The following is a 25242-nucleotide window of genomic DNA, read 5'->3' on the forward strand; positions in this document are numbered from 1 at the left end:
CGGGGCCGGCGTCGGGGCAGCGGGCGGCTGCGCGGCCGGCGCCTGCGCTGCGGGCTCCGCGCGCGCCCGCAGCGGCACCTCGGTCCAGCGCTGGCGCAGCGCGTCGAGCACGAGCACGCGGCCGATCAGCGGCTCGCCGACGCCGGTGATCAGCTTGACCGCCTCGGTCGCCATCGTCGAGCCGACCTGCCCGGTGAGCGCGCCCAGCACGCCCGCCTCGCCGCACGTGGGCACCGACCCCGCGGGCGGCGGCGTCGGGAACAGGTCGCGCAGGGTCGCGCCGCCCGCGGCCTGCGGCCAGAACACCGAGATCTGGGCGTCGAACCCGAGCACCGACCCCCACACCAGCGGCACCCCCAGCGCGGCGCACGCGTCGGCGACGGCGTAGCGGGTCTCGAACGTGTCGGTGCCGTCGAGCACGAGGTCGTAGCCGTCGAGGATCTCGACGGCGTTGGCCGCCGTCAGCCGCTCGCGGTGGGCCACCAGGCGGACGTCGGGGGCGATCGCGCGCAGCCGCTCGAACGCGGAGTCCAGCTTCGCGCGGCCGACGTCGGCGACACCGTGCAGCACCTGCCGCTGCAGGTTGCTGCGGTCCACGACGTCGTCATCGACCACGCCGAGCGTGCCGACACCCGCGGCCGCCAGGTAGAGCAGCACGGGGGAACCGAGCCCGCCCGCGCCGACCACGCACACGCGCGCCGCCAGCAGCCGCCGCTGCGCGTCCTCGCCCAGCTGGGGCAGCAGCAGGTGACGCGAGTAGGTCTCGGCCTGCTCCGCCGTCAGCGGGGGACCTGGCTCGACGAGGGGCTCCACGAGGCCACGCTAGCCCGCCGCGGCGCGGTCGTGACCACCGCGGCCGCCGCCGGCTCGCGGGCCGGTCAGCGCGGCGGCATGCGCAGCGCGCCGTCGAGACGGATCGTCTCGCCGTTGAGCATCGGGTTCTCGACGACGTGCGCGGCGAGGGCGGCGTACTCCTCCGGACGACCCAGGCGCGCCGGGTGCGGTGTCTGCGCCTCCAGCACTCGCAGGGTCTCCTCGGGCAGGCTCGCCAGCAGCGGTGTCGCGAACGTGCCGGGCGCGATCGTCACCACCCGCACGAGGTGCTGCGCGAGGTCCCGCGCGGCCGCGAGGGTCAGGGCCGCCACCCCGCCCTTCGAGGCCGCATAGGCGGCCTGGCCGACCTGCCCGTCGAACGCCGCGACCGAGGCGGTCATGACGACGACGCCGCGCTCGCCGTCGACCGGGTCGAGCCCGGCCATCGCCTCCGCGGCGAGCCGCAGCACGTTCGCGGTGCCGACGAGGTTGATGTCGACGACGCGCTGGAAGTCGGCGAGCGGCAGCACGCCGCGCTTGCCGAGGATCCGGCCGGGGGTGGCGACACCCGCGCACATGACGGCGACGCGGAGGTCGCCGAGATCGGCCGCGGCCTCGACGGCGGCGCGCACCTGGTCCTCGTCGCGCACGTCGGCGGCGACGAACCGGACGGCGGGACCGAGGCCGCCGGCCAGGGCCGCCCCCGGGGAGTCGGGGAGGTCGACGACGACGACCGCCGCCCCCTCCCGCGCGAACCGGGTGGCGGTCGCGGCCCCCAGGCCGGAGGCGCCACCGGTGACGAGCGCGACGGATCCCTGCGTGAGCTGCATCCGGACACGGTATGACGCGCGCCACGCCGGAGGAGTTCGGATCGACCCCGCCGTTGTGGAAGGCGTGGTGAAATCCCTGTAGCGTCAACCTCGGAAGACACCATCGATGAGGGGGTCCTCGTGCGTGGTCGGCAGGCGCGCAGCGCGGTCTGCGCGCGGCTCGAGTCGCTGGGCTACCAGCACGTGGCTCGGCGCGCCCACGACGACGTCTTCCGTCACGCCGAGACCGAGCACCAGGTCGCGCTCGTGCCGTACCCGCGGTGGGGTCGCCGCGTCGACATCCTCACGCTCGAGTCGAACTTCCCGCTGCCGGCCGGGGGCCGCGCGACGGCGTTCAAGGTCGACCTCAGCAGCCAGGTCCACCCCGACGGCGTGGCGCTCGCGGGCCGGTGGCGGCCCGAGGAGGTCGTGTCGCTCGTCGAGAAGCACCTCGTGCCCTACCTGCAGCGGGTCCGCAGCGCCGGTGACGTGCTCGACATGCTGCTCGCCGGTGATGTCCGACCCGCGGGGTCGGTCGCGCCGAGGGTCCGCGTGCAGCACGGCTACTTCCTCATGAAGTGGTGGGCGCTCGCCGACAGGCTGCCCGCGATGCGCGCGCTCGCGCGCGAGGTGACCGAGACCGACCGGCTCGCGATGAGCAAGGCCCCGTGGGGTCGCACCGAGCTCGCCGAGGTGCTGTGGCACGGCCGCGACCTGCCGGCGCCGCCCGCGCGGCTGCCCTGGGGGCCCGGCGACCAGGGCGATGCCCGCACCGAGGGCTGGTACAGCACCGCCGGCGGCGAGCCCGGCCGCACGCCGCAGGAGGCCGAGGTCGGCATGGTCGCGCCGGGCGTCGTGCTGCGCGAGCAGGGCAGCCACTGACGCGACGGCGTCAGCCGTCGGTGGGCCTCGGCACTACCCGACCCCGCTCGTGCTGCCACGCTCGACGAGCCGGTGCGGCAGCTGGTGGCGCCTTGGCGGCTCCCCGGCGAGCTGACGGCGGAGCTCGCCGAGGGCGGCCGCCGCGACCTCATCGGGCAGCGGACCGACCGAGGTGAGCCCCGGCGTCGCGTGCGCGCCCTCGCGCATGTTGTCGAAACCGGCGACGGCGACGTCGTCGGGCACGCGCCGACCGGCGCGCACGAGCGCCTGCAGCGCGCCGAGCGCCGAGGAGTCGTTCATCGCGAACACCGCGTCGACGTCGGGGACGCGCTCGAGGGCCTCGGCGACCGCCTGCCGCCCGGCGTCGAAGTTCCAGGCGCACGGCACCAGCAGCGCGGGGTCGAGCGGCAGCCGGGCCTCCGCCAGCGCGTCGCGGTAGCCCGCGGTGCGCTCCTGGCAGGTGAGCGGCGGTCCGGTGCCCGCGCCGACGAGGGCGACGCGGCGGCGCCCGAGCGCGACGAGGTGCCGGACGGCGTCGCGGCACGCGGCGCGGTTGTCGGGCGTCACGTGCGCCACGTCGGCGCCGGCGCCGCGGTCGCCGATGAGCACGGTCGGCAGCGAGGGGTGGGGGAGCGCCTCGTCCTCGGGGGCGAGGCCGACGGCGGACATGATGACGCCGTCGGCGAAGACCTGGTCGCCGCGCAGGATCGCGAGCTCCTCGGCCCGGTCGCCGCGCGTGGTGACCACGACGACCCGCAGCCCGTGCTCCCGGGCGCGGTCGACGACGCACTGCGCCAGCTCGGCGAAGTACGGCTCGGTCAGCCCCGGCAGCGCGAGCGTGACCGTCGACGTGCGGCCCTGGCGCAGCTGCCGCGCCGGGCCGAAGGTGCGGTAGCCGAGAGCCGCGATGCTCGCCTCGACGCGGGCCCGGGTCTCGGGCCGCACCGGCACGGCTCCGGTGACCACGTTCGAGACCGTGCGCTGCGAGACACCCGCGTGCGCGGCGACGTCGCGCATCGTGACGGCCATGGCCACCTCCCTGGTTGGTCGCATCTTGGCAGCAGGGGACCGGTGGTGGAATGCTACGTAGCAATTCGTTCCCGCACCCGCCGAAGGAGCCCCGCGAGATGACCGTCCCCCGCCCCGAGTACCCGCGCCCGCAGCTGGTGCGCGAGCGCTGGCTCAACCTCAACGGCCGCTGGGGCTTCGAGATCGACCGCGGCGACTCCGGGCTCGAGCGCGGCCTGCTGGAGCGCGAGCTCGAGCGCGAGATCCTCGTGCCGTTCGCGCCGGAGTCCACGGCCTCGGGCATCGGGGACGTCGACTACCTTCACGCCGTCTGGTACCGCCGCACCGTGACGATCCCGGCCGACTGGGCCGGCTCCGACGTGCTGCTCCACCTCGGCGCCGTCGACCACGACGCGACCGTGTGGGCCAACGGCGTCGAGGTCGCCCGGCACCGCGGCGGCTTCACGCCGTTCACCGCGGACCTGACCGGCGTCGTCGGCCCGGGCGAGGACGTGACGATCGTGGTGCGCGCGCGCGACGAGCCGCGCGGCCCGCAGGCCCGCGGCAAGCAGTCGGTCGCCTACGCCAACGCCGACTGCCACTACACGCGCACCACCGGCATCTGGCAGACGGTCTGGCTCGAGCCGGTCCCCGCCGAGCGCATCGAGCGGATCCGGGTGACGCCGCGCTTCGTCGACGGCGCGTTCGACGTCGAGGCGACGCTGCGCCGCCGTCGCGACGGGCTGCGGCTCGCCGTCGAGGTCCGCGACGCCGACGGCGTCGTCGCTACCGCCGAGACCAGTGCCGACGACGACATGACGCCATCGGTCCGGCTCGTGCTGCCGGCCGACCGGCGCCGCGCGTGGTCGCCCGCCGACCCGCACCTGTACGACCTCACGGTCCGACTGCTCGACGGCGACGGCGAGGTCGACGCCGTCGAGTCCTACGCCGGGCTCCGCTCGGTCTCCGTGCGCGGCAACCAGGTGCTGCTCAACGGCGAGCGGGTGTTCCAGCGGCTCGTCCTCGACCAGGGCTACTGGCCCGACACCCTCATGACCGCGCCGAGCGACGAGGCGCTGCGCGCCGACATCGAGCTCGGCATCGCCGCCGGTTTCAACGGTGCCCGGCTGCACCAGAAGGTATTCGAGGAGCGCTACCTCTACCACGCGGACCGGCTCGGCTACCTCGTGTGGGGCGAGCTGGCCGACTGGGGCGCCTCGGTGCCCGGCCCGGTCGAGGACCACCAGCAGCCGACGACGTCGTTCGTCACGCAGTGGCTCGAGGCCGTGCAGCGCGACGTCAACCACCCGGCGCTGGTCGGGTGGTGCCCGCTCAACGAGACCTGGCAGCCGATCACCGACCGCATCACCCAGCTCGACGACGTCACGCACGCGATGTACCTGGCGACCAAGCTGGCCGACCCGACTCGGCCCGTGCTCGACGCCTCCGGGTACTCCCACCGGGTGCCGGGCGCGGACGTGTACGACTCGCACAACTACGAGCAGGACCCCGAGAAGTTCGCCGCAGCGATGTCCGGGCTCGCGGCGGGCGACCCGTACACCAACACCCACGACGACCGCGTGATCTCGATCCCCTACGCCGGGCAGCCCTACTTCTGCTCCGAGTACGGCGGCATCTGGTGGAACGCCGCCAAGGCCGACGCCGCGGGCAACGACCGCCGCGAGTCCTGGGGCTACGGCGAGCGGGTGCGCGACCTCGAGGAGTGGTACGCCCGGTTCGCCGGGCTGACCGACGCGCTCCTCGACGACGAGAACATGTTCGGCTACTGCTACACGCAGCTCACCGACACGTTCCAGGAGGAGAACGGCATCTACGACTTCGAGCGCCGCCCGAAGTTCGACCTCGAGCGCCTCCGCGCCATCCAGACCCGCACCGCCGCCTACGAGCGCCGCACCAGCTGAGGCCGCTCTCCTCGCCGCGACAGAAGGTGCGGTGAGATCGGGTCGTGTTCCAGAGTGCGGTGAAAGTGGGGGCTTCCTGCTTTCACCGCACTTTGGAACAGTTCGCGTATGCATGGCGCGGGTGGTCCTTGCGCCGCATGTGCGGCTCAAACGGCGTGGACGGGGCGCAGGTGCGGCGCTAGCCTGACGGCGTGGCGGAGTACCGGATCGGGGAGGCGGCGCGGCTGCTCGGCGTCAGCGACGACACGCTGCGGCGGTGGGTCGACGGCGGCCGGGTCGAGGCGTCGACCGACGCCGCGGGGCGGCGGGTCGTCGACGGCGTGGCGCTCGCCGGGCTCGCGCAGCAGCTCGCCCGCGCGCCGCAGGACGACCCGCACGCCTCCAGCGCCCGCAACCGGTTCGTCGGGCTCGTCACCGCGATCACGGCCGACACCGTGATGGCGCAGGTCGAGCTGCAGTGCGGGCCGTTCCGCGTCGTGTCGCTGATGTCCGCGGAGGCGGTGCGCGACCTCGGCCTCGAGGTCGGCGCCACCGCGGTCGCCGTCGTCAAGGCGACGACCGTCATCGTCGAGAAGGAGCGGCCCCGGTGAGGCGCGCGGCCGCGGCGGCGCTCGCGGCCGCCGCGCTCCTGACCGGGTGCGCAGGGTCCCCGCCCGCCACGTCCGGCCCCGCCTCCGACGCGGCCGACGACGCGCTCGGGGGCACGCTGACCGTGCACGCCGCGGCCTCGCTGCAGGCAGCCTTCGACGAGCTGCTCGCGACCTTCTCGGCCGAGCACCCCGAGGTCGACGTGCAGCCCGCGGTCTACGACGGCTCCTCGACGCTCGTCGCCCAGCTGGCCGACGGCGCGCCCGCCGACCTGCTCGCGACAGCGGACGAGGCGACGATGGCCGATCTCGTCGCGACCGGCCTCGCCGCGTCCGAGCCCCAGGTGCTGGCCACGAACACGCTCGTCGTCGCGGTGCCGCCGGGCAACCCCGACGGCGTGGCGGACCTGGCCGACCTCGCCGGGCTGCGCCACGCCGTCTGCGCCCCGGAGGTGCCGTGCGGTGCCGCGACCGCTGCCCTGCTCGCCGCGGCCGGTGTCGAGCTCGACCCGGTCACCCTGGAGCGCAACGTCGCCGCCGTCGCCGAACGGGTCGCGCGCGGCGACGTCGATGCCGGCCTCGTGTACGCGACCGACGTCGTCGCGCGCGAGGAGCTGCTCGACGCCGTCGTGCCCGCGCTCGCGGGCACGGTCGTCAACCGGTACCCGGTCGTCGTGCTCGACGGCGCGCAGCCGGCCGCCGAGGCGTTCGTCGAGCTCGTGCTGTCCCCGCGCGGGCGGAGCGTGCTCGCCGCTCACGGGTTCGGGCCGCCGTCGTGACCGGTGCGCACGACGCCGAGCGGGCCCGGCAGCGGCTGCCGCTCGGGGTGCTGGTGCCCGCCGTGCTGGGGCTCGTGCTGCTCGTCGTCCCGCTGCTGGCGCTGCTGCCGCGGGTCGACTGGTCCACGCTGCCCGCGACCCTGCTCTCGCCGACGGCGCGCGACGCCGTCTGGCTGTCGGTGCGGACCGCCGCTGCCGCGGTCGTGTGCTGCCTCGCGCTCGGGGTGCCCCTGGCGCTGCTGATCGCGCGCGCGTCGCCGCGGGTCGCTGCCGTGCTGCGCGCCGTGGTCACGCTGCCGCTCGTGCTGCCGCCGCTGGTCGGCGGCGTCGCGCTGCTCTCGGTCGTGGGCCGCACCGGGCTGCTGGGCGGGGTGCTCGACACGCTCGGCGTGACCGTCGCGTTCACGCCCTGGGCGATCGTCCTCGCTCAGACGTTCGTCGCGATGCCCTTCCTCGTCATCGCCCTCGAGGGCAGCCTGCGCGCGGTCGGAGCGCGCTACGAGGCGGTCGCGGCCACGCTGGGCGCGCGGCGGCTGACGGTGCTGCGCCGCGTGACGCTGCCGCTGGTGGCGCCCGGGCTGCTCGCGGGCGTCGTGCTGGCGTTCACCCGCGCGATCGGGGAGTTCGGCGCGACGGCGCTCGTCGCCGGCAACCGGCCGGGCGTCACGCAGACGGTGCCGATGGCGATCTACACGGCCTACAACGGCACCGGGGTGGCGCGCGACACCGCGCTGGCGCTGTCATTGCTGCTCGTCGCCGTCGCGCTCGTGATCCTGCTGCTCGTGCCGGCGGCCCGGCGCCGGGAGGCGCTGTGACCGCCGGCGACGCGCCGACCAGCCTGGCGCCGCAGGCGGCGGGGGAGGGCCTCGCCGCCGACGTGCGGCTGCGCCGTGGGGGCTTCACGCTCGACGTCGACCTGGCCGTGCCGCCCGGCGGCACACTCGCGCTGCTCGGGCCCAACGGCTCAGGCAAGTCCACCGTGCTCGGCGTGCTCGCCGGGCTGCTTGTGCCCGACACCGGCACCGTGGTCTGGCGAGGTCGCACGCTCACCCGTGCACCCGACCTGCTGGTGCCGCCCGCCGAGCGCCGGATCGGTCTCCTCGGCCAGGAGCCGCTGCTCTTCCCGCACCTGAGCGTGCTCGACAACGTGGCCTTCGGCCCGCGCAGCCGCCGCCTCCCGGACGCCGCCGCCCGGGCGACGCGGTGGCTGGAGCGGCTCGGCGTCGCCCACCTCGCGCAGCGCCGCCCACGCGGGCTGTCCGGCGGCCAGGCGGCGCGTGTCGCGCTCGCCCGCGCGCTCGCCGCGGAGCCGGAGGTGCTGCTCCTCGACGAGCCGCTCGCCTCGCTCGACGCGGTGGCCGCGCCCGAGCTGCGGCACCTGCTCGCCGAGACCCTCCGTGACGCCGGGCTCACGACCGTGCTCGTCTCCCACGACGTCCTCGACGCCGCCCTCGTCGCCGACCACGTCGCGGTGCTGCGCGAGGGACGCGTGGTCGAGCACGGGCCGCGCGCCGAGGTGCTCGGTGCGCCGCGCACGGAGTTCACCGCCGCGTTCGTGGGGGTCAACCTCGTGCCGGTGGGTTTCGGCGGCCTGCGACCCGCCGCCGGGCCGCCGGCCGCGGCGGTGGCTCGGCTGCGCTTCCGGCCCGCCGCCGTCACCGTCTCGGAGCAGCGCCCGGGAGGGGACAACACGTGGGAGACAACCGTGCGCTGGCTCGAGCCCGCGACGGGCGGCGTACGGGTGCGTCTCGCGACCCCTGGCCAGCCGGATGTGCTCGCCGACGTCGATGCCGCCGCGCTCGGACATCTGCGTCCGGGTGCGAGAGTGTGGGCGCACGTGCCTGCCGAGTCGGTGCAGGCGCTCGGACGCGGGGAGCAAGCAGCATGCGAGAGCCCGACCTGAGGCGCGCGATCGCTGCGGCCTGCTCGGTGGCCGCCTCGGCCGGGCTGGCGGTCGAGGACGTCGTCGTGCTGCAGAGCTCCGCCAAGGTCGCCCTGCGGCTGCTCCCGTGCGACGTGCTGGCGCGCGTCTCGGCCGGTGACCCGCGGGCGGCGCAGCTCGAGGTCGACCTGGCGCACGCCCTGGTGGACGCCGGCTGCCCGGTCGCCAGGCCCGACCCGCGGCTGGAGTCGCGGGCCTACCGCGAGGACGACCTGGCGATCACGTGGTGGACGTTCTACACGGCCGGCGCCGCGCTGTCGGCGGGCGACTACGGGCACGCGCTGCGGCGACTGCACCTCGGCATGCGCGGTGTGGAGCCGCCCGCTGCGGTGCCGCACGCGCTCGACCGGATCGAGTCGGCGCGCCGGCTGCTCGACGACCGCGACCTCACCCCCGAGCTTCCCGACGAGGAGCGGGGCCTGCTCACGCGGGTGCTGGGTGAGCTGCCGGCCGAGCTCGCCGATCGCGGCGGCGGCCAGCTGCTGCACGGCGAGCCGCATGCGGGGAACCTGCTGGCGACGGCGCACGGGCCGCTGTTCATCGACCTCGAGACCTGCTGTCGCGGCCCTGTCGAGCTCGACCTCGCCCACGCGCCGCCGGCGGTCGACGAGCACTACCCGGGCGCGGACCTGGAGCTCGCGCGGCGCTGTCGGCTGGTCGTGCTGGCGATGGTCACCACCTGGCGCTGGGACCGCGACGACCAGCTGCCTGACGGCCGCCGGCTCGCCGCCGAGTGGCTCGCTCAGATCCGGACGATGCTGGCGGTCGGGTAGCCATCCCTCAGGCCGGGTGAGCTCCGGACGGCCCGCCGAGCGGCAGCCGCACCACCATCGTCGCGCCACCGCCCGGCGTCGGCTCGTGCCGTACCGAGCCGCCGTGCGCAGCCACGATGGTCGCCACGATCGCGAGACCGAGACCGGAGCCGCCGCTCGCCCGGGTCCGGGAGGTGTCGGGCCGGTAGAACCGCTCGAACACCCGCGCGGAGTCCTCGGCAGCGATGCCGGGCCCGTGGTCACGGACCTCGAGGGTGGCCCACCCCTCGGATGCCCTGACGGCGATCTCGACCGCGGTCCCGGGCGGGGTGTGCTGCACGGTGTTGCCGACGAGGTTCGTGACCACCTGACGGATCTTGTCGCCGTCGGCGTGGATCGTCACGGGCGCCTCGGCCTGGAGCTCGGTGCGGCGCGAGGGGTCGAGGGCGCGCAGGTCGGCGACCGCGTCGCGCGCGATCGCGACGAGGTCGACGTCGCCGAGCTGCAACCCGCGGCCCTCGTCGAGCCGCGCGAGCGCCAGCAGGTCGTTGACGAGCACACCCATGCGGGTGGCCTCGCTCTCGATCCGCGCCATCGTCGTCGGCACCTCCTCGGGCGGGACGGCGCCCATCCGGTACAGCTCGCCGTAGCCGCGCATCGACGCGAGCGGGGTCCGCAGCTCGTGCGAGGCGTCGGAGACGAAGCGGCGCATCCGCGCCTCCGACGCCGCTCGCTCCGCGAACGCCCGCTCCAGCTCGGCGACCATCGCGTTGAAGGACATCCCGAGCCGGCCGACCTCGGTGCTCGGCGGCTCCAGAGGGGCGCGGCGGGCGAGGTCGCCCGCGGCGACCGCGCCGGCGGCGGCCTCGATGTCGCGCAGCGGCCGCAGCGCGCGCTGCACGGCGACGTAACCGGCGAGCGCCGCGAGCACGACGACCGCGATGCCCACGATCGTCATCGTGCGCAGCATCTCCTTGGTCGTGTCGTCGACCGAGGTGAGCGGCAGCGCGAGGACCGCGACCGCGCCGTCCGGGCGCGGGTAGACGCACAGCCGCCACGACGGCCCGCTGCCGTCGGTCGAGCCGACCGTGACCGGCTCGTTCGCGCGCAGCGTCGCGAGGTCGGGCAGCCGCGGGGTGTCGCCGCCCGCCGTCGTCGGCTTGGTGATGATGTAGGCGACGTCGTCGATCACGATGCCGACGAAGTAGTCGGTCGGGCCGGCCGTGTCGCCGCCGCCGTCGTGCTGGTAGGTCGTGAACGGCGAGTACGCGGCGTCATGGAGGTCCTCGTCGATCTGGTGGATCAACGAGCTGCGCACCAGCGCGACCACGGCGGCCGAGGTCACCACCAGCGCGGCCAGCACGAGCACGGCCGTGACGATCGACAGCCGCCACCGCAGCGGCAGCGCCCGCAACGGGCGCAGGCTCACTGGGGTGCGCGCAGCACGTAGCCCACGCCGCGCTTGGTGTGGATCAGCGGCTCGCCCTCGAACGGCGCATCGACCTTGCGCCGCAGGTAGGAGATGTAGGACTCGACGATCGCGCCGTCACCGCCCCAGTTGTACGCCCACACGTGGTCGAGGATCTGCGCCTTGCTCAGCACCCTCCCCGCGTTGAGCATGAGATAGCGCAGCAGCGTGAACTCGGTGGGGGAGAGCTCGATCGGCCGCCCGGCCCGCCGCACCTCGTGCGCGTCCTCGTCGAGCTCCAGGTCGCCGACCTGCAGCACCGAGGACTCGGTCGTCGCAGCGGTCGCCCGGGCGCGGCGCAGCACCGCGCGGATCCGGGCGATCACCTCGTCGAGACTGAACGGCTTGGTGACGTAGTCGTCGCCGCCGACCGTCAGGCCGGCCACCTTGTCGCTGGTGTCGTCGCGCGCGGTGAGGAACAGCACCGGCATGTGCCTGCCCTGCTCGCGCAGCCGGCGGGTCACCGTGAAGCCGTCGAGGTCGGGGAGCATGACGTCGAGCACCACGAGGTCCGGGGCGCCGTCGAGCGCCTTCCGCACCGCCTGCTGGCCGTCCGCGGCGGTGTCGACCTCGAACCCCGCGAAACGCAGGCTCGCGGCCAGCAGCTCGCGGATGTTCGGCTCGTCGTCGACGACGAGGAGCCGGGCCTCGGCGTCCTGGCGGGCAGCGCTCGTCGTGGTCATGACCCCAGTGTGCGCGCGCTCGCTGGGAGTTTCCTGGGTACCGGCCGAGAACGTGCCGTGGGTCGGACCGGCCCGTCCCCGGGGCGACCGGTCAGAGGTAGCGCGTCGGGTCGAACTGCTCCAGCGGGATGATCCGGACGCGCGGCAGCGGGGTGTTGAAGGCGACGACGTCGTCCTCCAGGTCGTACAGCTCCAGGCCCGCGGCGGTCAGCTCGGTGATCTTGGCGTTGACGAACTCACGGAAGCACAGCACGCCCACCCGGCGGGTGCCGTCCAGGAGGGACTCGAGCTGTGGCAGGAAGTCGCCGTCGTGGCTGGCGAGCAGCACGTCGCCGGGCCGGTCCCGCAGCGCCTCCAGGGTGCGCTGGATGCCGATGTCGACGACCTTCTCGGAGCTGCTGCCCGCGAGCGGGATCGGGTGGTAGCTCATCGCGAGCAGCGCCTGCACGAAGCTCATCGGCATCTGCCCGGTCGAGGCGTTGAGGAAGAACAGGCCCCGGACCGGCTGGCCCCACGTACGCGAGGCGAACTCGGAGATGCGGTCCCAGCGCGGCCGCTCCTCGGGCGCGGGCCGGTGCCCGAGCACGCTCAGCCCGAGCGTCGCGTCGACGTTCTCGCCGTCGACGAGGAGGTAGGTCTGGCGGGCGCCGCCGGGGACGTCGGTCATGGCGCCACCCTACGGTCACCCGGACGCGCGCGAGGCCCGGTCCCCGTGGCGGGGACCGGGCCTCGGCGCTCGCGCGTGACCGGCTCAGCGGTCACGTCGCGTCACTGCTGCGGGTTCTGCGGGTAGTCCTGCTCGGAGACCGTGGCCGACGGCGTGTAGGTCTCCGAGGGGGCGTCCTCGATCGCGGGCGCCACCGGGGCGTCCTCGACGGCGCCGCGCTTGAGCGCCTCGAACCGCGCCTCGACCTCGAGCATGTCGCCCTGCGCGTCGAGCTCGGCGAACTGCGCGTCGAGCGAGGACGCCGCGAGCTCGGCCTGGCCGGCCACCTGCGCCTCCTGCCGGCGCACCTGGTCCTCGAAGCGGGACAGCTCGCTCGTCGGGTCGAGCACGTTGATCGAGCCGATCGCCTCCTGCACCTTGGCCTGCGCCTCGGCGGACTTCGCACGGGCGACCAGCTGGTCGCGCTTGGTCTTGAGCTCCGAGAGCCGGTCCTTCATGACCGCCAGGCCCTGCTTGAGCTTCTCGGCGACCTCGTTCTGCGAGCGCAGGATCGGCTCGGTCTGCTTGACCTCGTTCTCGAACCCGATCTGCTTCTGCAGCGCCACCTTGGCGAGGTTGTCGTACCGCTCGGCAGCCGCGGTGTCGCCCTGCGCGCGCGCCTGGTCGGCCCGCTGCGAGGCGGCGAGCGCCTTGGCGCCCCACTCCCGGACGGCGGCGACGTCGGCGTTGTAGTCCTGCTCGGCCAGGCGCAGGTTGCCGATCGTCTGGGCGATCGCCTGCTCGGCCTCCGCGATGTTGTTCGTGTAGTCGCGGATGAGCTGGTCGATCATCTTCTCCGGGTCCTCGGCCCGGTCCAGCAGCGCGTTGATGTTGGCGCGCGTGAGCTGGGCGATCCGGCCCAGGATGGTCTGCTTCTCGGTCATGACGGTTCCCCTTCTTCCAGGTGACGATGATGTCGGATCCGGCCGGTGTCGGCCGCTGGGTCTGCTGGATCTATCGGCGCCTCCCGCCGCCGGATCGCCGACTCCCGCCCCCGCTCGGCCGGCGCACACCTGAGCTGCCACCGATCGAACCGGTCCGCCGGCCGCCGCTTCCCCAGCCGCTGCGCGACGGCGTGCCGCCGCCCCAGGAGCCGGTGGAACCGCCCCACGTGCTGCGGCTGCGCGAGCCGCCGCTGAGCACGCTGCCGATGATGCCGCCCAGGATCATCGAGTCGGCGTCGATGCCGCCCGAGCGGCCGTAGTAGCCACCGCCCTGCGACGTCTCCTGCAGCCGCCGCCAGCGGCTGACGTCGGCCTGCGCGAGCGACAAGGCTGTGCGTGCGCTCTCGCTCGCGCGCTGCGCCGCTGCCAGCGCCTGCTGCGGGTCGCTGCCCTGCAGGGAGCGCGCCTGCGCGAGGTCGTCGACGGCGCTCGCGAGCCGGGTGCGTGCGGCCGACTCCACGACGCCGCGGTGGGTCTCGATGTAGTCGTTGGCCTGCCGGACCGCGGTCTCGGCCGAGGTGATCTGCGTCGTGGCCCTCTGGGTGGCGCGCGCGACCACCTGCTCCTGCTCGCGGCGCGGCGCGAGCGCGGCGTCGATCGCCTGCTCGGCGGCCTCGAGCTCGGCGAGCGCCGCGATCGGGTCGCCGCCGGTCTTCGCGGCGGCGCCGGCCGCGACGGCGGCCTGCGCGCGCTCGACCGTGGGCGCCAGCGTCGCGTCGCCGGGCGCGAGGCGACCGGCGTCGGCGATGTCCGCCGTCAGCGACGCGATCGCGTCGTCGAGGCGGGCGGCGGCGTCGGCGAGGGTCTGCCCGGCGTCGCCGACCATGTCGAGCAGCTTGGCGACCTGCTGCAGCGCGTCCTCGGCGGTGCGGGCGAACGCGACCGCGGTGCCGCGGTCGTCGGCCTGCACGCGCGATCGGCCCTCGGCGACCGACTGCCTCGCCGACGCGACCAGCGCCTGCGCCTGGTCGGGCGCCTTCGCGACGGTCGCGAGCGCCGTCTCCGGGTAGACGGCGCCGAGCTGGCGCAGCACGTCCCGCGCGGCCGGCACCCGTGCCTCCAGCTCGCCGGCGCGCTGGTCCAGCTCGTCGAGCAGCGCGGGCGCACGGTCCTGCAGCGCCCGCAGCTCGGCGAGCGCCTCGGTCTGGGAGTCCAGGGCCGCCTCGGCCTGCTCGCAGATCGTGAGGATCTGCATCAGCCCCCGACGGCGCTGCTCGTCGGAGGAGGCCTGCTCCAGCTGCTGCTGGATCGTGAACGCCTGCCCGAGCTGCTGCTGCGCGGTCGCGAGCGTCGCCTTGAAGTCGCGGGTGGCCTCGATGCCGAACTGCGCCTCCGCGAACGCGAGCTCGTTGGCGCTGGAGCGCACGTCGTTGTCGAGCTCCACCAGCGCGCTGCCGGCGCGTGTGCCGAGCTCCTCGAGGCTGACCCCCGCCCAGCGCTCCCGCTGCTGCTGCTCCTCGGGGGTGCCGGTCGCCTTGCGGCGCCGTCGCGCCACCGCCACCACGACCACGAGCAGCACCGCGCCGCCGATCAGCCAGGGCCAGATGCTGCCGCCGCCACCGCCGGCGGCGACCGGTCCGTCGTCGTCCGAGCCTGCTCCGGCGTCCTCACCGAGCGCGACCAGGAAGTCGGCCGCCGCGAACGAGGCCTCGACCCAGCGGCCCCGCGCGACCTCGCCGCGGACGGCGGCCTCGAGATCGCTGACCTGGGCGTCGGTGATCGGGGCGTCCTCGGCGACCGAGAGCCCGATGTCGGCGTCGTCGACGGCGACCGCGAGCAGCAGCACGTCGCTGTCGGCGTCGGAGGCGACCGCGGTCTCGTTCGCCCAGTCGACCGGGCGCATCCCGTCGAAGGAGTCGACGTAGACCGTCCAGAGGTCGAAGTCGGTCGCGGCGACGACCTCGTCGGCGGCCTCGAGCAGGTCGTCCTCGCGACCGGCGGCCACCTGGTCGCTCGTGACGTCGACCACGCGGCTCGCCATCCGGATCGGGTCGTCGGCAACCGCGGGTGCCGCGAGGAGGGCGCCGCCGGCCACGACCGTGAGGGTCGCGGCAGCGCGCCCCACCCTGAGCTTCATCACGCTGCGATCTTTGCCCGTCCGGGCCGTGCGACGCAACGCGAGCCGAGGGTGAGTCGGACCCGGGGCCCCGGGAACCGACGGCGGCGCTGGGGTAGGGTCTCCCGCCGTGCCCGTGAACCCCCGCATCGCGGTCGTCCAGCACTCCGACCGCGTCCCGCTCGACCTGCTCGCGTCGCGGCTGCGCGGCGCCGAGGTCGTCACGGTCCGGCCGGACCGCGGCGACGACATCCCCGACCCGCACGACCTCGACGGCACGATCGTGCTCGGCGGCTCGACGCACGCCTACGACGACGAGGGCTGGCCGTGGCTGCCCGAGGTGCGCGAGCACCTGCGCGCCGCCGTCGCCGCAGAGCTGCCGACACTCGGGATCTGCCTCGGCGCCCAGCTGCTCGCCGTCGCGCTCGGCGGCGAGGTCAAGCGCTCGGCGCCCGCCGGCCCCGAGCGCGGCCTGGTCGAGCTGCGGATGCGTCCCGGCGCCGAGACCGACCCGCTGCTGGGCGACGTCGTCAACCGGCTGGGCCGCGACGTGCTGGTGCCGTCCAGCCACGAGGACGCGATCGCCGTCCTGCCCGAGGACGCGACCTGGCTCGCGAGCTCGCGCCAGTACCCGTTCCAGGCGTTCCGCGTCGGCACCGCGTGGGGCCTGCAGTTCCACCCCGAGGCGGGCGAGGAGACCCTGGTCGGGTGGCAGGCCCAGCACGCCGGCGAGGCTGCTGCGGCCGAGCTGCGCACGCAGTACCGCGCCCACGCCGACCGGCTCGGGCGGCTCGCCGACCTGGTCGGCCACGCCTTCCTCGACGTCGTCGGGGCCCGGGTCGCCGGCTGAGGCTCAGGCCTGCGCGAGCAGGTCCTCGGCGTCGAGGATCCGGTAGGCGTAGCCCTGCTCGGCGAGGAAGCGCTGCCGGTGCGCGGCGAACTCGGCGTCGACGGTGTCGCGCGTGACGACGGCGTAGAAGTGCGCCGTCTTGCCGTCCGCCTTCGGGCGCATGATCCGGCCGAGCCGCTGCGCCTCCTCCTGGCGTGACCCGAACGTCCCCGAGACCTGGATCGCGACCGACGCCTCCGGCAGGTCGATCGAGAAGTTCGCGACCTTGCTGACGACGAGCGTGCTGATCTCGCCCTGCCGGAACCCCTCGAACAGCCGCTGCCGCTCGTTGACGGTCGTGGCGCCCGTGATCAGCGGCGCCCCGATCGTCTCCGACAGGTGCTCGAGCTGGTCGAGGTACTGCCCGATCACCAGCACCTGCTCGCCCGCGTGCGCGTCGACGAGGTGACGGACGACATCGGTCTTCGCCTTCGCCGTCGACGCGATCCGGTAACGGTCCTCGGGCTCGGCGGAGGCGTACGCCATCCGCATCGCGTGCGGCATGTCCAACCGGACCTCGACGCACTCGGCGGGCGCGATCCAGCCTTGGCTCTCGATGTCCTTCCACGGGGCGTCGTAGCGCTTGGGCCCGATGAGGCTGAACACCTCGTCCTCGCGGCCGTCCTCGCGCACGAGGGTGGCGGTGAGGCCGAGCCGGCGGCGTGCCTGCAGGTCGGCGGTCATCCGGAAGATCGGCGCCGGCAGCAGGTGGACCTCGTCGTAGAGGATGAGGCCCCAGTCGCGCGCGTCGAGCAGCTCGAGGTGGGTGTAGACGCCCTTCCGCCGGGTCGTCAGCACCTGGTAGGTCGCGATCGTGACCGGGCGGATCTCCTTGCGGGCGCCGGAGTACTCGCCGATCTCCTCGGGCGTCAGCGAGGTGCGCCGGACGAGCTCGTCACGCCACTGCCGCGCGCTCACGGTGTTGGTGACGAGGATCAACGTGGTCGCCTTCGCCTCCGCCATCGCGGCAGCCCCGACGATCGTCTTGCCCGCGCCGCAGGGGAGCACGACGACCCCGCTGCCGCCGTGCCAGAAGGACTCGACCGCCTCGGCCTGGTAGGGGCGCAGCGACCAGTCGCGGTCGTCGAGGTCGATCTGGTGCGCCTCGCCGTCGACGTAGCCGGCGCGGTCCTCGGCCGGCCAGCCGAGCTTGACGAGCACCTGCTTGAGGTGGCCGCGCTCGGAGGGGTGGACGACGACGGTCGCGTCGTCGACGCGCGCACCCACGAGCCCGGCCGTGCGCTTGGAGCGCAGCACCTCGGTGAGGACGGCGGTGTCGTGCGCGTGCAGCACCAGCCCGTGGCTGGGGTGGCTGAGCAGCTCGAGCCGCCCGTAGCGCGACATCGTCTCGGCGATGTCGACCAGCAGCGCGTGCGGCACGGGGTAGCGGGAGTACTCCAGCAGGGTGTCGACGACCTGCTCGGCGTCGTGCCCGGCGGCGCGCGCGTTCCACAGGCCGAGCGGGGTCAGCCGGTAGGTGTGGATGTGCTCGGGCGCGCGCTCCAGCTCGGCGAACGGGGCGATCGCGCGGCGGCACGCCGCCGCCCGCTCGTGGTCGACCTCGAGCAGCAGCGTCTTGTCGGACTGGACGATCAGGGGGCCATCGGGCATCCGACCATTCTCTCGCAGGTCGGCCGCGCAATCCCGGGGCAGCGGGTATCGCCCCCGTCACACCGGCATCGTCGCGCCCCACCGAGGCGGGTCGACACCCTCCCGCACCCGGTGGCCTCCGCCTGCAGGATCGGCGAGCTCGTACACCCGTGCCGATCTCGTACGGTGCACGCGACGAGCTCGGCACCGCGCTACGAGCTGGCGTGGTGAGCGCTCGCTCAGAGGGTGACGGCGTCGCCGGGGCGCAGCTGCACGTACTGCCCGCCGACGCTCTCGACGGCGCCGGTGATGCGGGCCTCGGACAGCCGCAGCCCGGCCTCCGACAGCACGGCGTCGTGGATCGCGATCGCCTGCGCCGGCGCGACCTCGGCGACGAAGTCCATCGTCTCGCCGATCTTCAGCCACGGCGCGCCCGCGGGGGCGGCGAGGACCTCGACCGGCACGCCCGGCAGCGCGAAGGAGTCGCCGGGGTGGTAGAGCCGGCCGTCGACCAGCACGCCCACGTTGTCCACGCGCGGCATCGAGCGGTGGATCTCGGCGTGCACGCCGCCGACGAACGTCAGCGTGAAGCCGCCGACCTCGCGGGTCTCGCCCGGGGCGACCACCTCGACCGGGACCTCGGGCGCGGCGGCCGCGACGGCGTCGGCGACGCCCTGCGGGCCGAGCACGGGCGCCTCGGGGAACCGCTGGTGCAGGTCGAGCAGGTGCTCGGGGGTCCAGTGGTCGGGGTGCTCGTGCGTGACGACGACGGCCCGGACGTCCTCGAGGTCGACGAGCCGCCCGGAGAACGAGCCGGGGTCGATGACCAGGGTGCGACCGTCGTCGCGGTGGACGCTCAGGCACGCGTGCTCGTGCTTGGTGATCCGCATGGCGCGAACCTATCCGGTCGGTGCCTCCTCCGCCGCCCGGGGGAGCGCGGCCCGCCGCGCGGTGGAGGAACCGCCCGCGGCCCCCCGCCTACCCTGGGGCCGTGCCCTCGACACGGCGCCCCGCCGACCCCTCGATGCTGCGCGCCGACGCGCTCACCGCGCTCGGCCTCGCGGCCGCGAGCGTGCTCGTCGGCGTGCTCGCCTCGGCGTCGCAGATGCAGCGGTTCGAGCGGTCGCTGTGGCTGGTCGCGCTGTTCTCGGTGCTGGTCGCGGCGCCGCTGGCGTGGCGGCGGCGGTGGCCGGTGCCGGTGCTGGTCGCGACCAGCGTGCTGTACGCCGTCGGTGGCGAGCTCGGCGCGATGGAGCTCACCGTCTCGCAGGTCGTGCTGTTCCTCGCCTTCTACACCGTCGGTGCCTGGTGCACGAACCGCACGCTGGCCTTCCGGGCCCGGCTGGCGACGGTCCTCGCGATGGCCGTGTGGCTGCTCGCCTCCGCGATCCGCGGCTTCTACTCGCCCGAGACCGGCGAGTACGGCGTGCAGGCGTTCTTCTCGTGGTTCGTCATCCAGGTGATGGTCAACGCCGCCTACTTCGCCGGCGCCTGGGTGTTCGGCGACCGCTCCTGGCAGCAGGCGGTCGAGCGCGAGGCGCTCGAGCGCGCCCAGGCCGAGGTGAGGGCCCAGCAGGCGCAGCTGACCGAGCAGGCGATCTCGCTGGAGCGGCTGCGGATCGCGCGCGAGCTCCACGACGTCGTCGCCCACCACGTGTCCGCGATGGGCATCCAGGCCGGTGCCGCCCGCCGCGTGATGGGCCGCGACCCCGAGCGCGCCGAGCAGGCGCTGCGCTCGGTCGAGGAGAGCGCACGCTCGGCGATCGCCGAGCTCGGCACGATCGTCGGCGCGCTGCGCAGCCGCGACGAGGGCGACGCACCGATGCCGACGCTCGCCGATCTGCGCGACCTCGTCGCCGCGGCGCGCGAGCACGGCGACGTCGCGCTCGAGGTCGTCGGGACCCCGCGGCCGCTGAGCCCGATCGTCGAGCTGACGGCGTACCGGGTGGTGCAGGAGGCGCTCACCAACACCCGCAAGCACGCGGGCCCGGGAGCACGGGCGGACGTGCGGCTGCGCTACCTCGACGACGTGGTCGAGGTCGAGGTCGCCGACGACGGCGCCGGGGTGCGCGGCGGCCGCGGCGCCGGGCTCGGCGTGGGCCAGACCGGGATGCGCGAGCGCGTCGCGGCGGTCGGCGGCACGATCGAGATGGGGCCGAAGTCGCGCGGCGGCTACCTCGTGCGCGCCGCGATCCCCGCGGCGACGGCGGAGCAGCCGGTGCGGCAGGATCTGGTCGCGACACCGACGACGACCCCTGAGAAGGAGCGATGACGAGGATCCTGCTGGTCGACGACCAGTCACTGGTGCGCGTCGGCTTCCGCACCATCCTGGAGAGCGAGCCGGGCTTCGAGGTGGTCGGCGAGGCCGCCGACGGGCAGGTCGCCGTCGAGCAGGCGTCCGCCCTGCAGCCCGACGTCATCTGCATGGACGTGCAGATGCCGGTGATGGACGGCCTGGAGGCCACCCGCCGGATCTGCTCGGGCGGCCACCACGCCGCCGTCATGATCCTCACGACCTTCGACCGCGACGACTTCCTCTACGACGCCCTCGATGCCGGTGCGAGCGGCTTCCTCCTCAAGACCGCCGAGCCCGAGCAGCTGATCGAGGCCGTGCACGCGCTCGCGCGCGGCGACGCGCTGCTGTCGCCGGAGGTGACGAGGCGCGTGATCGAGCGCTACGCCCGCCCCGGCGCCGGTGCGGGACGTCCTGGTCCCGATGCCGCGCCCGCGGCCCCGGCCGCCCTCGAGGGGCTGACCGAGCGCGAGCGCGAGGTGCTGCTGCTGCTCGCGCGGGGCGCCTCCAACGCGGAGATGGCCGCCGAGCTGTTCCTCGGCGAGGCGACGATCAAGACGCACGTCTCGAACGTGCTGATGAAGCTGGGCGTGCGGGACCGGATCCACGCGGTGATCTGGGCCTACGAGCACGGCGTCGTCACGCCGGCCGGCTGACCCCTGCCCGGGGGGGCTGCTCCCTCCGGCGGTGGAGAGGTTTTTCCCACCCGCGGGCGATCCGCCGGGCGAGGTGGCGGGCCTACCGTCGTCGTCATGATCTCGTTGCGCGGCATCAACCGCTCCTTCGGGGACCACCAGGTCCTCCACGACGTCTCGTTCGACGTCGTGCCCGGCCGGATGACCGGGTTCGTCGGGGCCAACGGCTCGGGCAAGACGACCACCATGCGGATCGTCCTCGGCGTGCTCGCACCGCACTCCGGCACCGTCGAGGTCGACGGCGAGCCGATCACCGGCGGCTACCGGTCCCGCATCGGGTACATGCCCGAGGAGCGCGGCCTGTACCCGAAGATGAGCGTCATCGACCAGCTGGTCTACCTCGGCGAGCTGCACGGCCTCACTGCCGCCGACGCCCGCCGACGCGGTACCGACCTGCTCGAGCGGCTCGGGCTCGCGGAGCGGGCCGGCGACCACGTGGAGGCGCTCAGCCTGGGCAACCAGCAGCGCGCCCAGATCGCGGCCGCGCTCGTGCACGACCCGGTCGCGCTCATCCTCGACGAGCCGTTCTCCGGCCTGGACCCGATGGCGGTCGAGACCACGCTCGGGGTGCTGCGCGACGTCGCCGACGCGGGCGCCCCGGTGCTCTTCTCCAGCCACCAGCTCGACGTCGTCGAGCGGCTGTGCGACGACCTCGTCATCATCGCCGACGGCCGGGTCCGCGCCAGCGGCGGCCGCGAGGAGATCCGCGCGCGGCACAGCTCGCCGGAGTGGACGCTCGTCACCGCCGGCGACACCGGCTGGGTCCGCGGCGTGCCCGGCGTCGACGTCATCGAGTTCGACGGCGGCCACGTGCGGTTCGCGGCGTCGTCGCCGGAGCTCGCCGACCGTGTGCTGCGCGAGGCCGTCGAGCGCGGCTCGGTGATCAGCTTCGGCCCCTACCACCGTCCCCTGACCGAGATCTTCGCGGAGGTCGTCCGATGAGCACCCTGCAGCAGCCCACCCGGACCCAGCCGGCGGCCACCGACCACGCGCGGGTGTCGTTCTCGCGCGCCGTCACGATCGTCGCGAAGCGCGAGATCATGGTGCGGCTGCGGTCGAAGGCATTCGTGATCTCGACGATCATCTTCCTGGCCGCGATCCTCGCCTCCGTGGTCCTCGCGACCCAGGCCGGCAGCCTGTTCAGCAGCACGACCAGCGTCGCGGCCACCGCCGATGCCGCCGCCACCGTCGCGCAGCTGCCCGACGTCGAGGTCACCGAGGTCGCCTCCGCCGAGGAGGTGCGCGAGCTCGTCGCCGACGGCACGGTCGCGGCGGGTGTCGTCGGCTCACCGACGGAGGGCTTCACCGTCATCGGCGACCGCACCGCGCCCGAGGGCATCATCCAGGCGCTGAGCGTCACGCCGCAGGTCGAGCTGCTCGACCCCGACGCGCCCAACCCGATGCTCACGTACTTCATCGGCCTGGGCTTCGGGCTGGTGTTCTTCATGTCCGCGATGACCTACGGCAGCACGATCGCGCAGAGCGTCGTCGAGGAGAAGCAGACCCGCATCGTCGAGATCCTGCTGGCCGCCATCCCGGCGCGGGCGCTGCTGGCGGGCAAGGTGATCGGCAACTCGCTGCTCGCGTTCGCGCAGATCGCCCTCGTGGCGCTCATCGTCGTCGGCACGGGCGCGGCGACCGGCGACACGGTGCTGCTGGACGGGCTGGGCATCCCGGTCCTGTGGTTCGTCGCGCTGTTCACCGTCGGGTTCGTGATGATCGCCGCGCTCTACGCGGCGACGGCGTCGCTCGTGTCCCGCGTGGAGGACCTGGGCAGCGCGACCAGCCCGATCATGATGCTCGTGATGATCCCGTACTTCCTGGTGATCTTCTTCAACAACAACCCGACCGTGCTCGCGGTGATGTCGTACGTGCCGTTCTCGGCACCGGTGGCGGTCCCGATGCGGATCTTCATCGGCACCAGCGCCTGGTGGGAGTCGCTGCTCTCGCTCGCGGTGCTCGTGCTCGCCATGGTGCTGGCGATCCGGGTGGCGGCGCTCATCTACGAGCGGTCGCTGCTGCGCACCGGGGCGCGCGTCAAGCTCGGCGACGTGCTGCGCTCCGGCTCCTGACCTCCCCGCTCGGGCCCGCACCTGCCCGCTCGGCCCCGCTCAGGCCGGGCTGACGGAGACGATCCGGTGGGTCGCGACCGTCAGCTCGGCCTCGCGGGCGGTGTCGAGCACCCGCACCCGGCCGCCGTCGACCGCGAGCGGGCGCACGAGGCGCTCCTGGGTGGCGCCGGCCTCCCCGGCGATGACGATCCGCACGTGCGCGCCGCGTGCCGCGGCGGTGCGTAGCATCTCGAGCTCGTCGGCGGCCGACGGCGCCTCAGCGGTGCCGGCGAGGAGCGCGGCCGCGCGCTCCTCGCCCGCGCGCATCGCCGCCACGGCGGCCGCGGTGTCGACGGGCGACTCCACCGGCGGTCCCTCCAGCGGCACCGGCCGCACCGCCCGTGCGCGCCCGGTCGCCATCGCGACGGGGCTGCCGTCGGGGCCCTCGAGCAGCGGCGCCGCACCGGTGCGCCGGAGCGCCTCGTACAGCGTCACGGGACCGACGTCGGCAGCGAGCACCGTCGCCGACAGGCGGCGCAGACCGAGGTCGGCGAGCGCGGGCTCGGCCAGCAGCGCGAGGGTGGCGGCCTCGTCGTCGGTGCGCAGCACCGCGGACGCCGGCTGCACCCGCACCCGGCGCTGCCGCCGCGCGACGTCGGCGACCAGGTACTCCAGCGGCTGCGGCAGCGGGGCGCGCGACACGGCCCGCAGCCGCTCCAGCAGCTCCTCGGCGGTCATGCCTGCCGTGATCGCGCGGCCCAGCGAGTCCGCGGTGAACCGGACGGTCAGGGCGGCGCCCCGGCTGTCGACGTCGGCGGCGCGGTCGAGCAGGGCGGCGAGCTCCGCCGTCGGGCGGCCGGGCACGATCCCGGTGAGGTCGCCCTGGATGACGAGCTCGCCGACCTCGGGCGGGAACAGCGCGGCCAGCGCCGCGGCGACCTCGGTGGTCGGTGCGCCGTCGAGCAGCAGCCGGGTGGGTGGGCCGAGCGCGTCGGCGCCGAGCAGACCGAGCGCGCTGGCCTCCGCCAGCACGGCCGCGACCGTGTTCTCCGGCGGCACCGAACGAGGCGTCTGCCAGGTGAGGTGGCCGCGCACCTGCGCGACCGAGGGTGCGCCGCCCTCGGGCCACGCCGCGACGGCGCGCAGGCAGCGCTGCCGCAGCCCGGCCGCCCAGGTCCGGTGCAGCTCGGGGTCGAGCGCGGCCCGCAGCGCGCCGCGGTCGGTACGGGTGCCGGCGAGCCAGGGGACCCTGCTGGAGCGCAGCCACACCGCCGCGAGCTCGGCCCAGCGCTCCGGTGCGGAGCGGTCCAGCCAGCCGTCGACGGCGCTCGTCGGCGCCCAGCGCGAGCTCTCCTCGTCGTGCACGTGGCCGACGAGGCCGAGCATGCCGGCGAGCTCGCACACCAGCGCCGCGTGCGTCGTCGAGACCTCGAGGAGAGCGGCGAGCCGCTTGACGTCGCGCGCGGCGACACCGCCCCCGCGGAGCACCGCGGGCGGCTCCTCGCCCCACAGGTCGAGCAGCGTCGCCAGCTGGCGCAGCACGGTCTCGGCGGCGGCGACCACCTCGGCGGCGACGACGTCGGGTCGCCGGAGCGGTGCGTCGGAGATCTCGGGCGCCACCGGCAGCCCGCGCGCGAGCAGGCCGCCACGGGCGGCGAGCGCGACCTCGCGCGGCAGCACCACCTCGGTGGCGTTCGGCCGGTGCAGCACGTGGCGGTCCAGCAGCCAGCGCGCCGCGGGTGGCAGCTCGGTGCCGAGCGTGCCCACGGGCGGCCCCCACGTGAGCGCGTCCAGCAGCCGCCGGGCGCCCTCGGGCGCGTCGGCGAGCACGGTCCGCAGGGCCGAGGGCGTGGTCGGCCAGCCGGCGTCGGCGCGCACGTCGAGCGCCCGCAGCGGCGGCCCCAGGCCCAGCGGGGTGGGGCCGACGGCCTCGCGCACACCAGGAGCCGCTGCCAGCGTCTCGTCGTCGCCGAGCAGCAGCGCCCTGGTCCGGAGCCGCTCGACGACCGGGGCGACGGCCGCCCCGCCGAGCGCGTCGGCGAGCGCGGCGAGCGTGGTGGTCCCTCCGGACGCGGTCAGCGTCACGACGGCCTCGAGGACGGTGACCTCGGGCGCCGTGGAGGTCGCGAGGGCCCGGCTCGCCGAGGCGCGCGACCCTGCCCGGCTCGCGAGCGCCGTCAGCGACTGCGGCACCGGACGGGCGAGGTCCGGGCGGTCGGCGAGCAGCGCCGCCAGCCAGTCGTCGTCGGCCTCACGGAAGAGGTCGGCAAGCTCCGTCGTGCCGGCCATCGTCGTGATGCTAGTACCCGGACCTGGCGGCGGGGCGCCCATGCCCGCACGGCGGACGGGCCCCGAGCGGTACCGTCCTCGCAC

23 protein-coding genes are annotated in these 25242 nt (G+C 74.9%); 12 read left to right on the forward strand and 11 right to left on the reverse strand.

All coding sequences use genetic code 11. The annotated features are described in order from the left end of the window. Together GPA02_RS15785 and GPA02_RS15790 are read right to left on the reverse strand one after the other, a co-directional pair. The coding region (locus GPA02_RS15785; protein ID WP_156201402.1) for a ThiF family adenylyltransferase at window positions 1-813 on the reverse strand (813 nt) is incomplete at its 3' end. A 65-nt stretch (window positions 814-878) separates the two neighbouring features. After that, complete coding sequence (locus GPA02_RS15790) at window positions 879-1643, reverse strand: SDR family NAD(P)-dependent oxidoreductase (protein ID WP_156201403.1); 765 nt, start codon at window positions 1641-1643, stop codon at window positions 879-881. A 120-nt stretch (window positions 1644-1763) separates the two neighbouring features. On the opposite strand from GPA02_RS15790, the gene GPA02_RS15795 reads away from it, so the two are divergent. Continuing rightward, on the forward strand, window positions 1764-2504 hold the full coding sequence (locus GPA02_RS15795) for a hypothetical protein (protein ID WP_156201404.1): 741 nt from the start codon (window positions 1764-1766) through the stop codon (window positions 2502-2504). Window positions 2505-2537: 33 nt separating this feature from the next. On the opposite strand, the gene GPA02_RS15800 is transcribed toward GPA02_RS15795, so the two are convergent. Next, the gene (locus GPA02_RS15800) at window positions 2538-3533 is read right to left on the reverse strand and encodes a LacI family DNA-binding transcriptional regulator (RefSeq protein ID WP_156201405.1); all 996 of its coding nucleotides are present in this window, start codon (window positions 3531-3533) and stop codon (window positions 2538-2540) included. Window positions 3534-3631: 98 nt separating this feature from the next. Here GPA02_RS15800 and GPA02_RS15805 point away from each other — a divergent pair, with 98 nt between their 5' ends. The 6 genes from GPA02_RS15805 to GPA02_RS15830 all read left to right on the forward strand — a co-directional run bounded on the left by GPA02_RS15805 (window position 3632) and on the right by GPA02_RS15830 (window position 9515). Then, window positions 3632-5434 (forward strand): glycoside hydrolase family 2 protein, encoded by a 1803-nt coding sequence (locus tag GPA02_RS15805; RefSeq protein WP_156201406.1) that lies wholly within the window; start codon window positions 3632-3634, stop codon window positions 5432-5434. A gap of 191 nt (window positions 5435-5625) precedes the next feature. Further along, window positions 5626-6024 carry a TOBE domain-containing protein gene (locus GPA02_RS15810; protein ID WP_156201407.1) on the forward strand — a complete coding sequence of 133 codons (399 nt, stop codon included), beginning with the start codon at window positions 5626-5628 and terminating at the stop codon, window positions 6022-6024. After that, window positions 6021-6800 carry a molybdate ABC transporter substrate-binding protein gene (gene modA, locus GPA02_RS15815; RefSeq protein WP_156201408.1) on the forward strand — a complete coding sequence of 260 codons (780 nt, stop codon included), beginning with the start codon at window positions 6021-6023 and terminating at the stop codon, window positions 6798-6800. The genes GPA02_RS15810 and modA overlap by 4 nt, the downstream gene beginning before the upstream one ends. Then, window positions 6797-7615, forward strand: coding sequence for an ABC transporter permease (locus GPA02_RS15820; protein WP_193567880.1), 819 nt, complete (start codon window positions 6797-6799; stop codon window positions 7613-7615). The genes modA and GPA02_RS15820 overlap by 4 nt, the downstream gene beginning before the upstream one ends. Then, window positions 7612-8703 carry a sulfate/molybdate ABC transporter ATP-binding protein gene (locus tag GPA02_RS15825; protein ID WP_204986649.1) on the forward strand — a complete coding sequence of 364 codons (1092 nt, stop codon included), beginning with the start codon at window positions 7612-7614 and terminating at the stop codon, window positions 8701-8703. The genes GPA02_RS15820 and GPA02_RS15825 overlap by 4 nt, the downstream gene beginning before the upstream one ends. Then, window positions 8685-9515, forward strand: a complete 831-nt coding sequence (locus tag GPA02_RS15830; RefSeq protein WP_156201409.1) for a phosphotransferase — start codon at window positions 8685-8687, stop codon at window positions 9513-9515. Before GPA02_RS15825 ends, GPA02_RS15830 begins: the two co-directional genes overlap by 19 nt. A gap of 7 nt (window positions 9516-9522) precedes the next feature. On the opposite strand, the gene GPA02_RS15835 is transcribed toward GPA02_RS15830, so the two are convergent. The 5 genes from GPA02_RS15835 to GPA02_RS15855 all read right to left on the reverse strand — a co-directional run bounded on the left by GPA02_RS15835 (window position 9523) and on the right by GPA02_RS15855 (window position 15372). Next, window positions 9523-10923: a sensor histidine kinase gene (locus tag GPA02_RS15835; RefSeq protein WP_162457801.1), complete on the reverse strand. Its 1401-nt coding sequence runs from the start codon at window positions 10921-10923 to the stop codon at window positions 9523-9525. Continuing rightward, window positions 10920-11645 (reverse strand): response regulator transcription factor, encoded by a 726-nt coding sequence (locus tag GPA02_RS15840; protein WP_156201411.1) that lies wholly within the window; start codon window positions 11643-11645, stop codon window positions 10920-10922. The genes GPA02_RS15835 and GPA02_RS15840 overlap by 4 nt, the downstream gene beginning before the upstream one ends. A gap of 91 nt (window positions 11646-11736) precedes the next feature. After that, on the reverse strand, window positions 11737-12312 hold the full coding sequence (locus GPA02_RS15845; protein WP_156201412.1) for an NYN domain-containing protein: 576 nt from the start codon (window positions 12310-12312) through the stop codon (window positions 11737-11739). Between the two features lie 101 nt (window positions 12313-12413). After that, entirely contained in the window at window positions 12414-13235 is an 822-nt protein-coding gene (locus GPA02_RS15850) for a PspA/IM30 family protein (protein WP_156201413.1), read from the reverse strand. 70 nt (window positions 13236-13305) lie between these two features. Then, window positions 13306-15372 carry a TPM domain-containing protein gene (locus GPA02_RS15855; protein ID WP_240134094.1) on the reverse strand — a complete coding sequence of 689 codons (2067 nt, stop codon included), beginning with the start codon at window positions 15370-15372 and terminating at the stop codon, window positions 13306-13308. A gap of 109 nt (window positions 15373-15481) precedes the next feature. Between GPA02_RS15855 and GPA02_RS15860 the strand changes: the two genes are divergently transcribed. Continuing rightward, on the forward strand, window positions 15482-16201 hold the full coding sequence (locus GPA02_RS15860) for a type 1 glutamine amidotransferase (protein ID WP_156201415.1): 720 nt from the start codon (window positions 15482-15484) through the stop codon (window positions 16199-16201). Between the two features lie 3 nt (window positions 16202-16204). Here the strand turns inward: GPA02_RS15860 and GPA02_RS15865 are convergent, their stop codons facing one another. Together GPA02_RS15865 and GPA02_RS15870 are read right to left on the reverse strand one after the other, a co-directional pair. Next, the gene (locus GPA02_RS15865) at window positions 16205-17851 is read right to left on the reverse strand and encodes a DNA repair helicase XPB (protein ID WP_156201416.1); all 1647 of its coding nucleotides are present in this window, start codon (window positions 17849-17851) and stop codon (window positions 16205-16207) included. A gap of 218 nt (window positions 17852-18069) precedes the next feature. Further along, a complete protein-coding gene (locus tag GPA02_RS15870) occupies window positions 18070-18720 on the reverse strand; it encodes an MBL fold metallo-hydrolase (protein WP_156201417.1) in 651 nt (216 codons plus the stop codon). Window positions 18721-18821: 101 nt separating this feature from the next. On the opposite strand from GPA02_RS15870, the gene GPA02_RS15875 reads away from it, so the two are divergent. The 4 genes from GPA02_RS15875 to GPA02_RS15890 all read left to right on the forward strand — a co-directional run bounded on the left by GPA02_RS15875 (window position 18822) and on the right by GPA02_RS15890 (window position 22890). Beyond that, window positions 18822-20102: a sensor histidine kinase gene (locus tag GPA02_RS15875; RefSeq protein ID WP_156201418.1), complete on the forward strand. Its 1281-nt coding sequence runs from the start codon at window positions 18822-18824 to the stop codon at window positions 20100-20102. Further along, complete coding sequence (locus GPA02_RS15880; protein WP_156201419.1) at window positions 20099-20779, forward strand: response regulator; 681 nt, start codon at window positions 20099-20101, stop codon at window positions 20777-20779. Before GPA02_RS15875 ends, GPA02_RS15880 begins: the two co-directional genes overlap by 4 nt. A 96-nt stretch (window positions 20780-20875) precedes the next feature. After that, window positions 20876-21760, forward strand: coding sequence for an ABC transporter ATP-binding protein (locus tag GPA02_RS15885; protein WP_156201420.1), 885 nt, complete (start codon window positions 20876-20878; stop codon window positions 21758-21760). Further along, window positions 21757-22890: an ABC transporter permease gene (locus GPA02_RS15890; RefSeq protein ID WP_156201421.1), complete on the forward strand. Its 1134-nt coding sequence runs from the start codon at window positions 21757-21759 to the stop codon at window positions 22888-22890. The genes GPA02_RS15885 and GPA02_RS15890 overlap by 4 nt, the downstream gene beginning before the upstream one ends. A 39-nt stretch (window positions 22891-22929) precedes the next feature. Here the strand turns inward: GPA02_RS15890 and GPA02_RS15895 are convergent, their stop codons facing one another. After that, window positions 22930-25158, reverse strand: a complete 2229-nt coding sequence (locus GPA02_RS15895; protein WP_156201422.1) for a helicase-associated domain-containing protein — start codon at window positions 25156-25158, stop codon at window positions 22930-22932. Window positions 25159-25242: the final 84 nt, after the last annotated feature.

The sequence above is a fragment of the Actinotalea caeni genome, from assembly GCF_009733795.1.
Lineage (GTDB): Bacteria > Actinomycetota > Actinomycetes > Actinomycetales > Beutenbergiaceae > Pseudactinotalea > Pseudactinotalea caeni.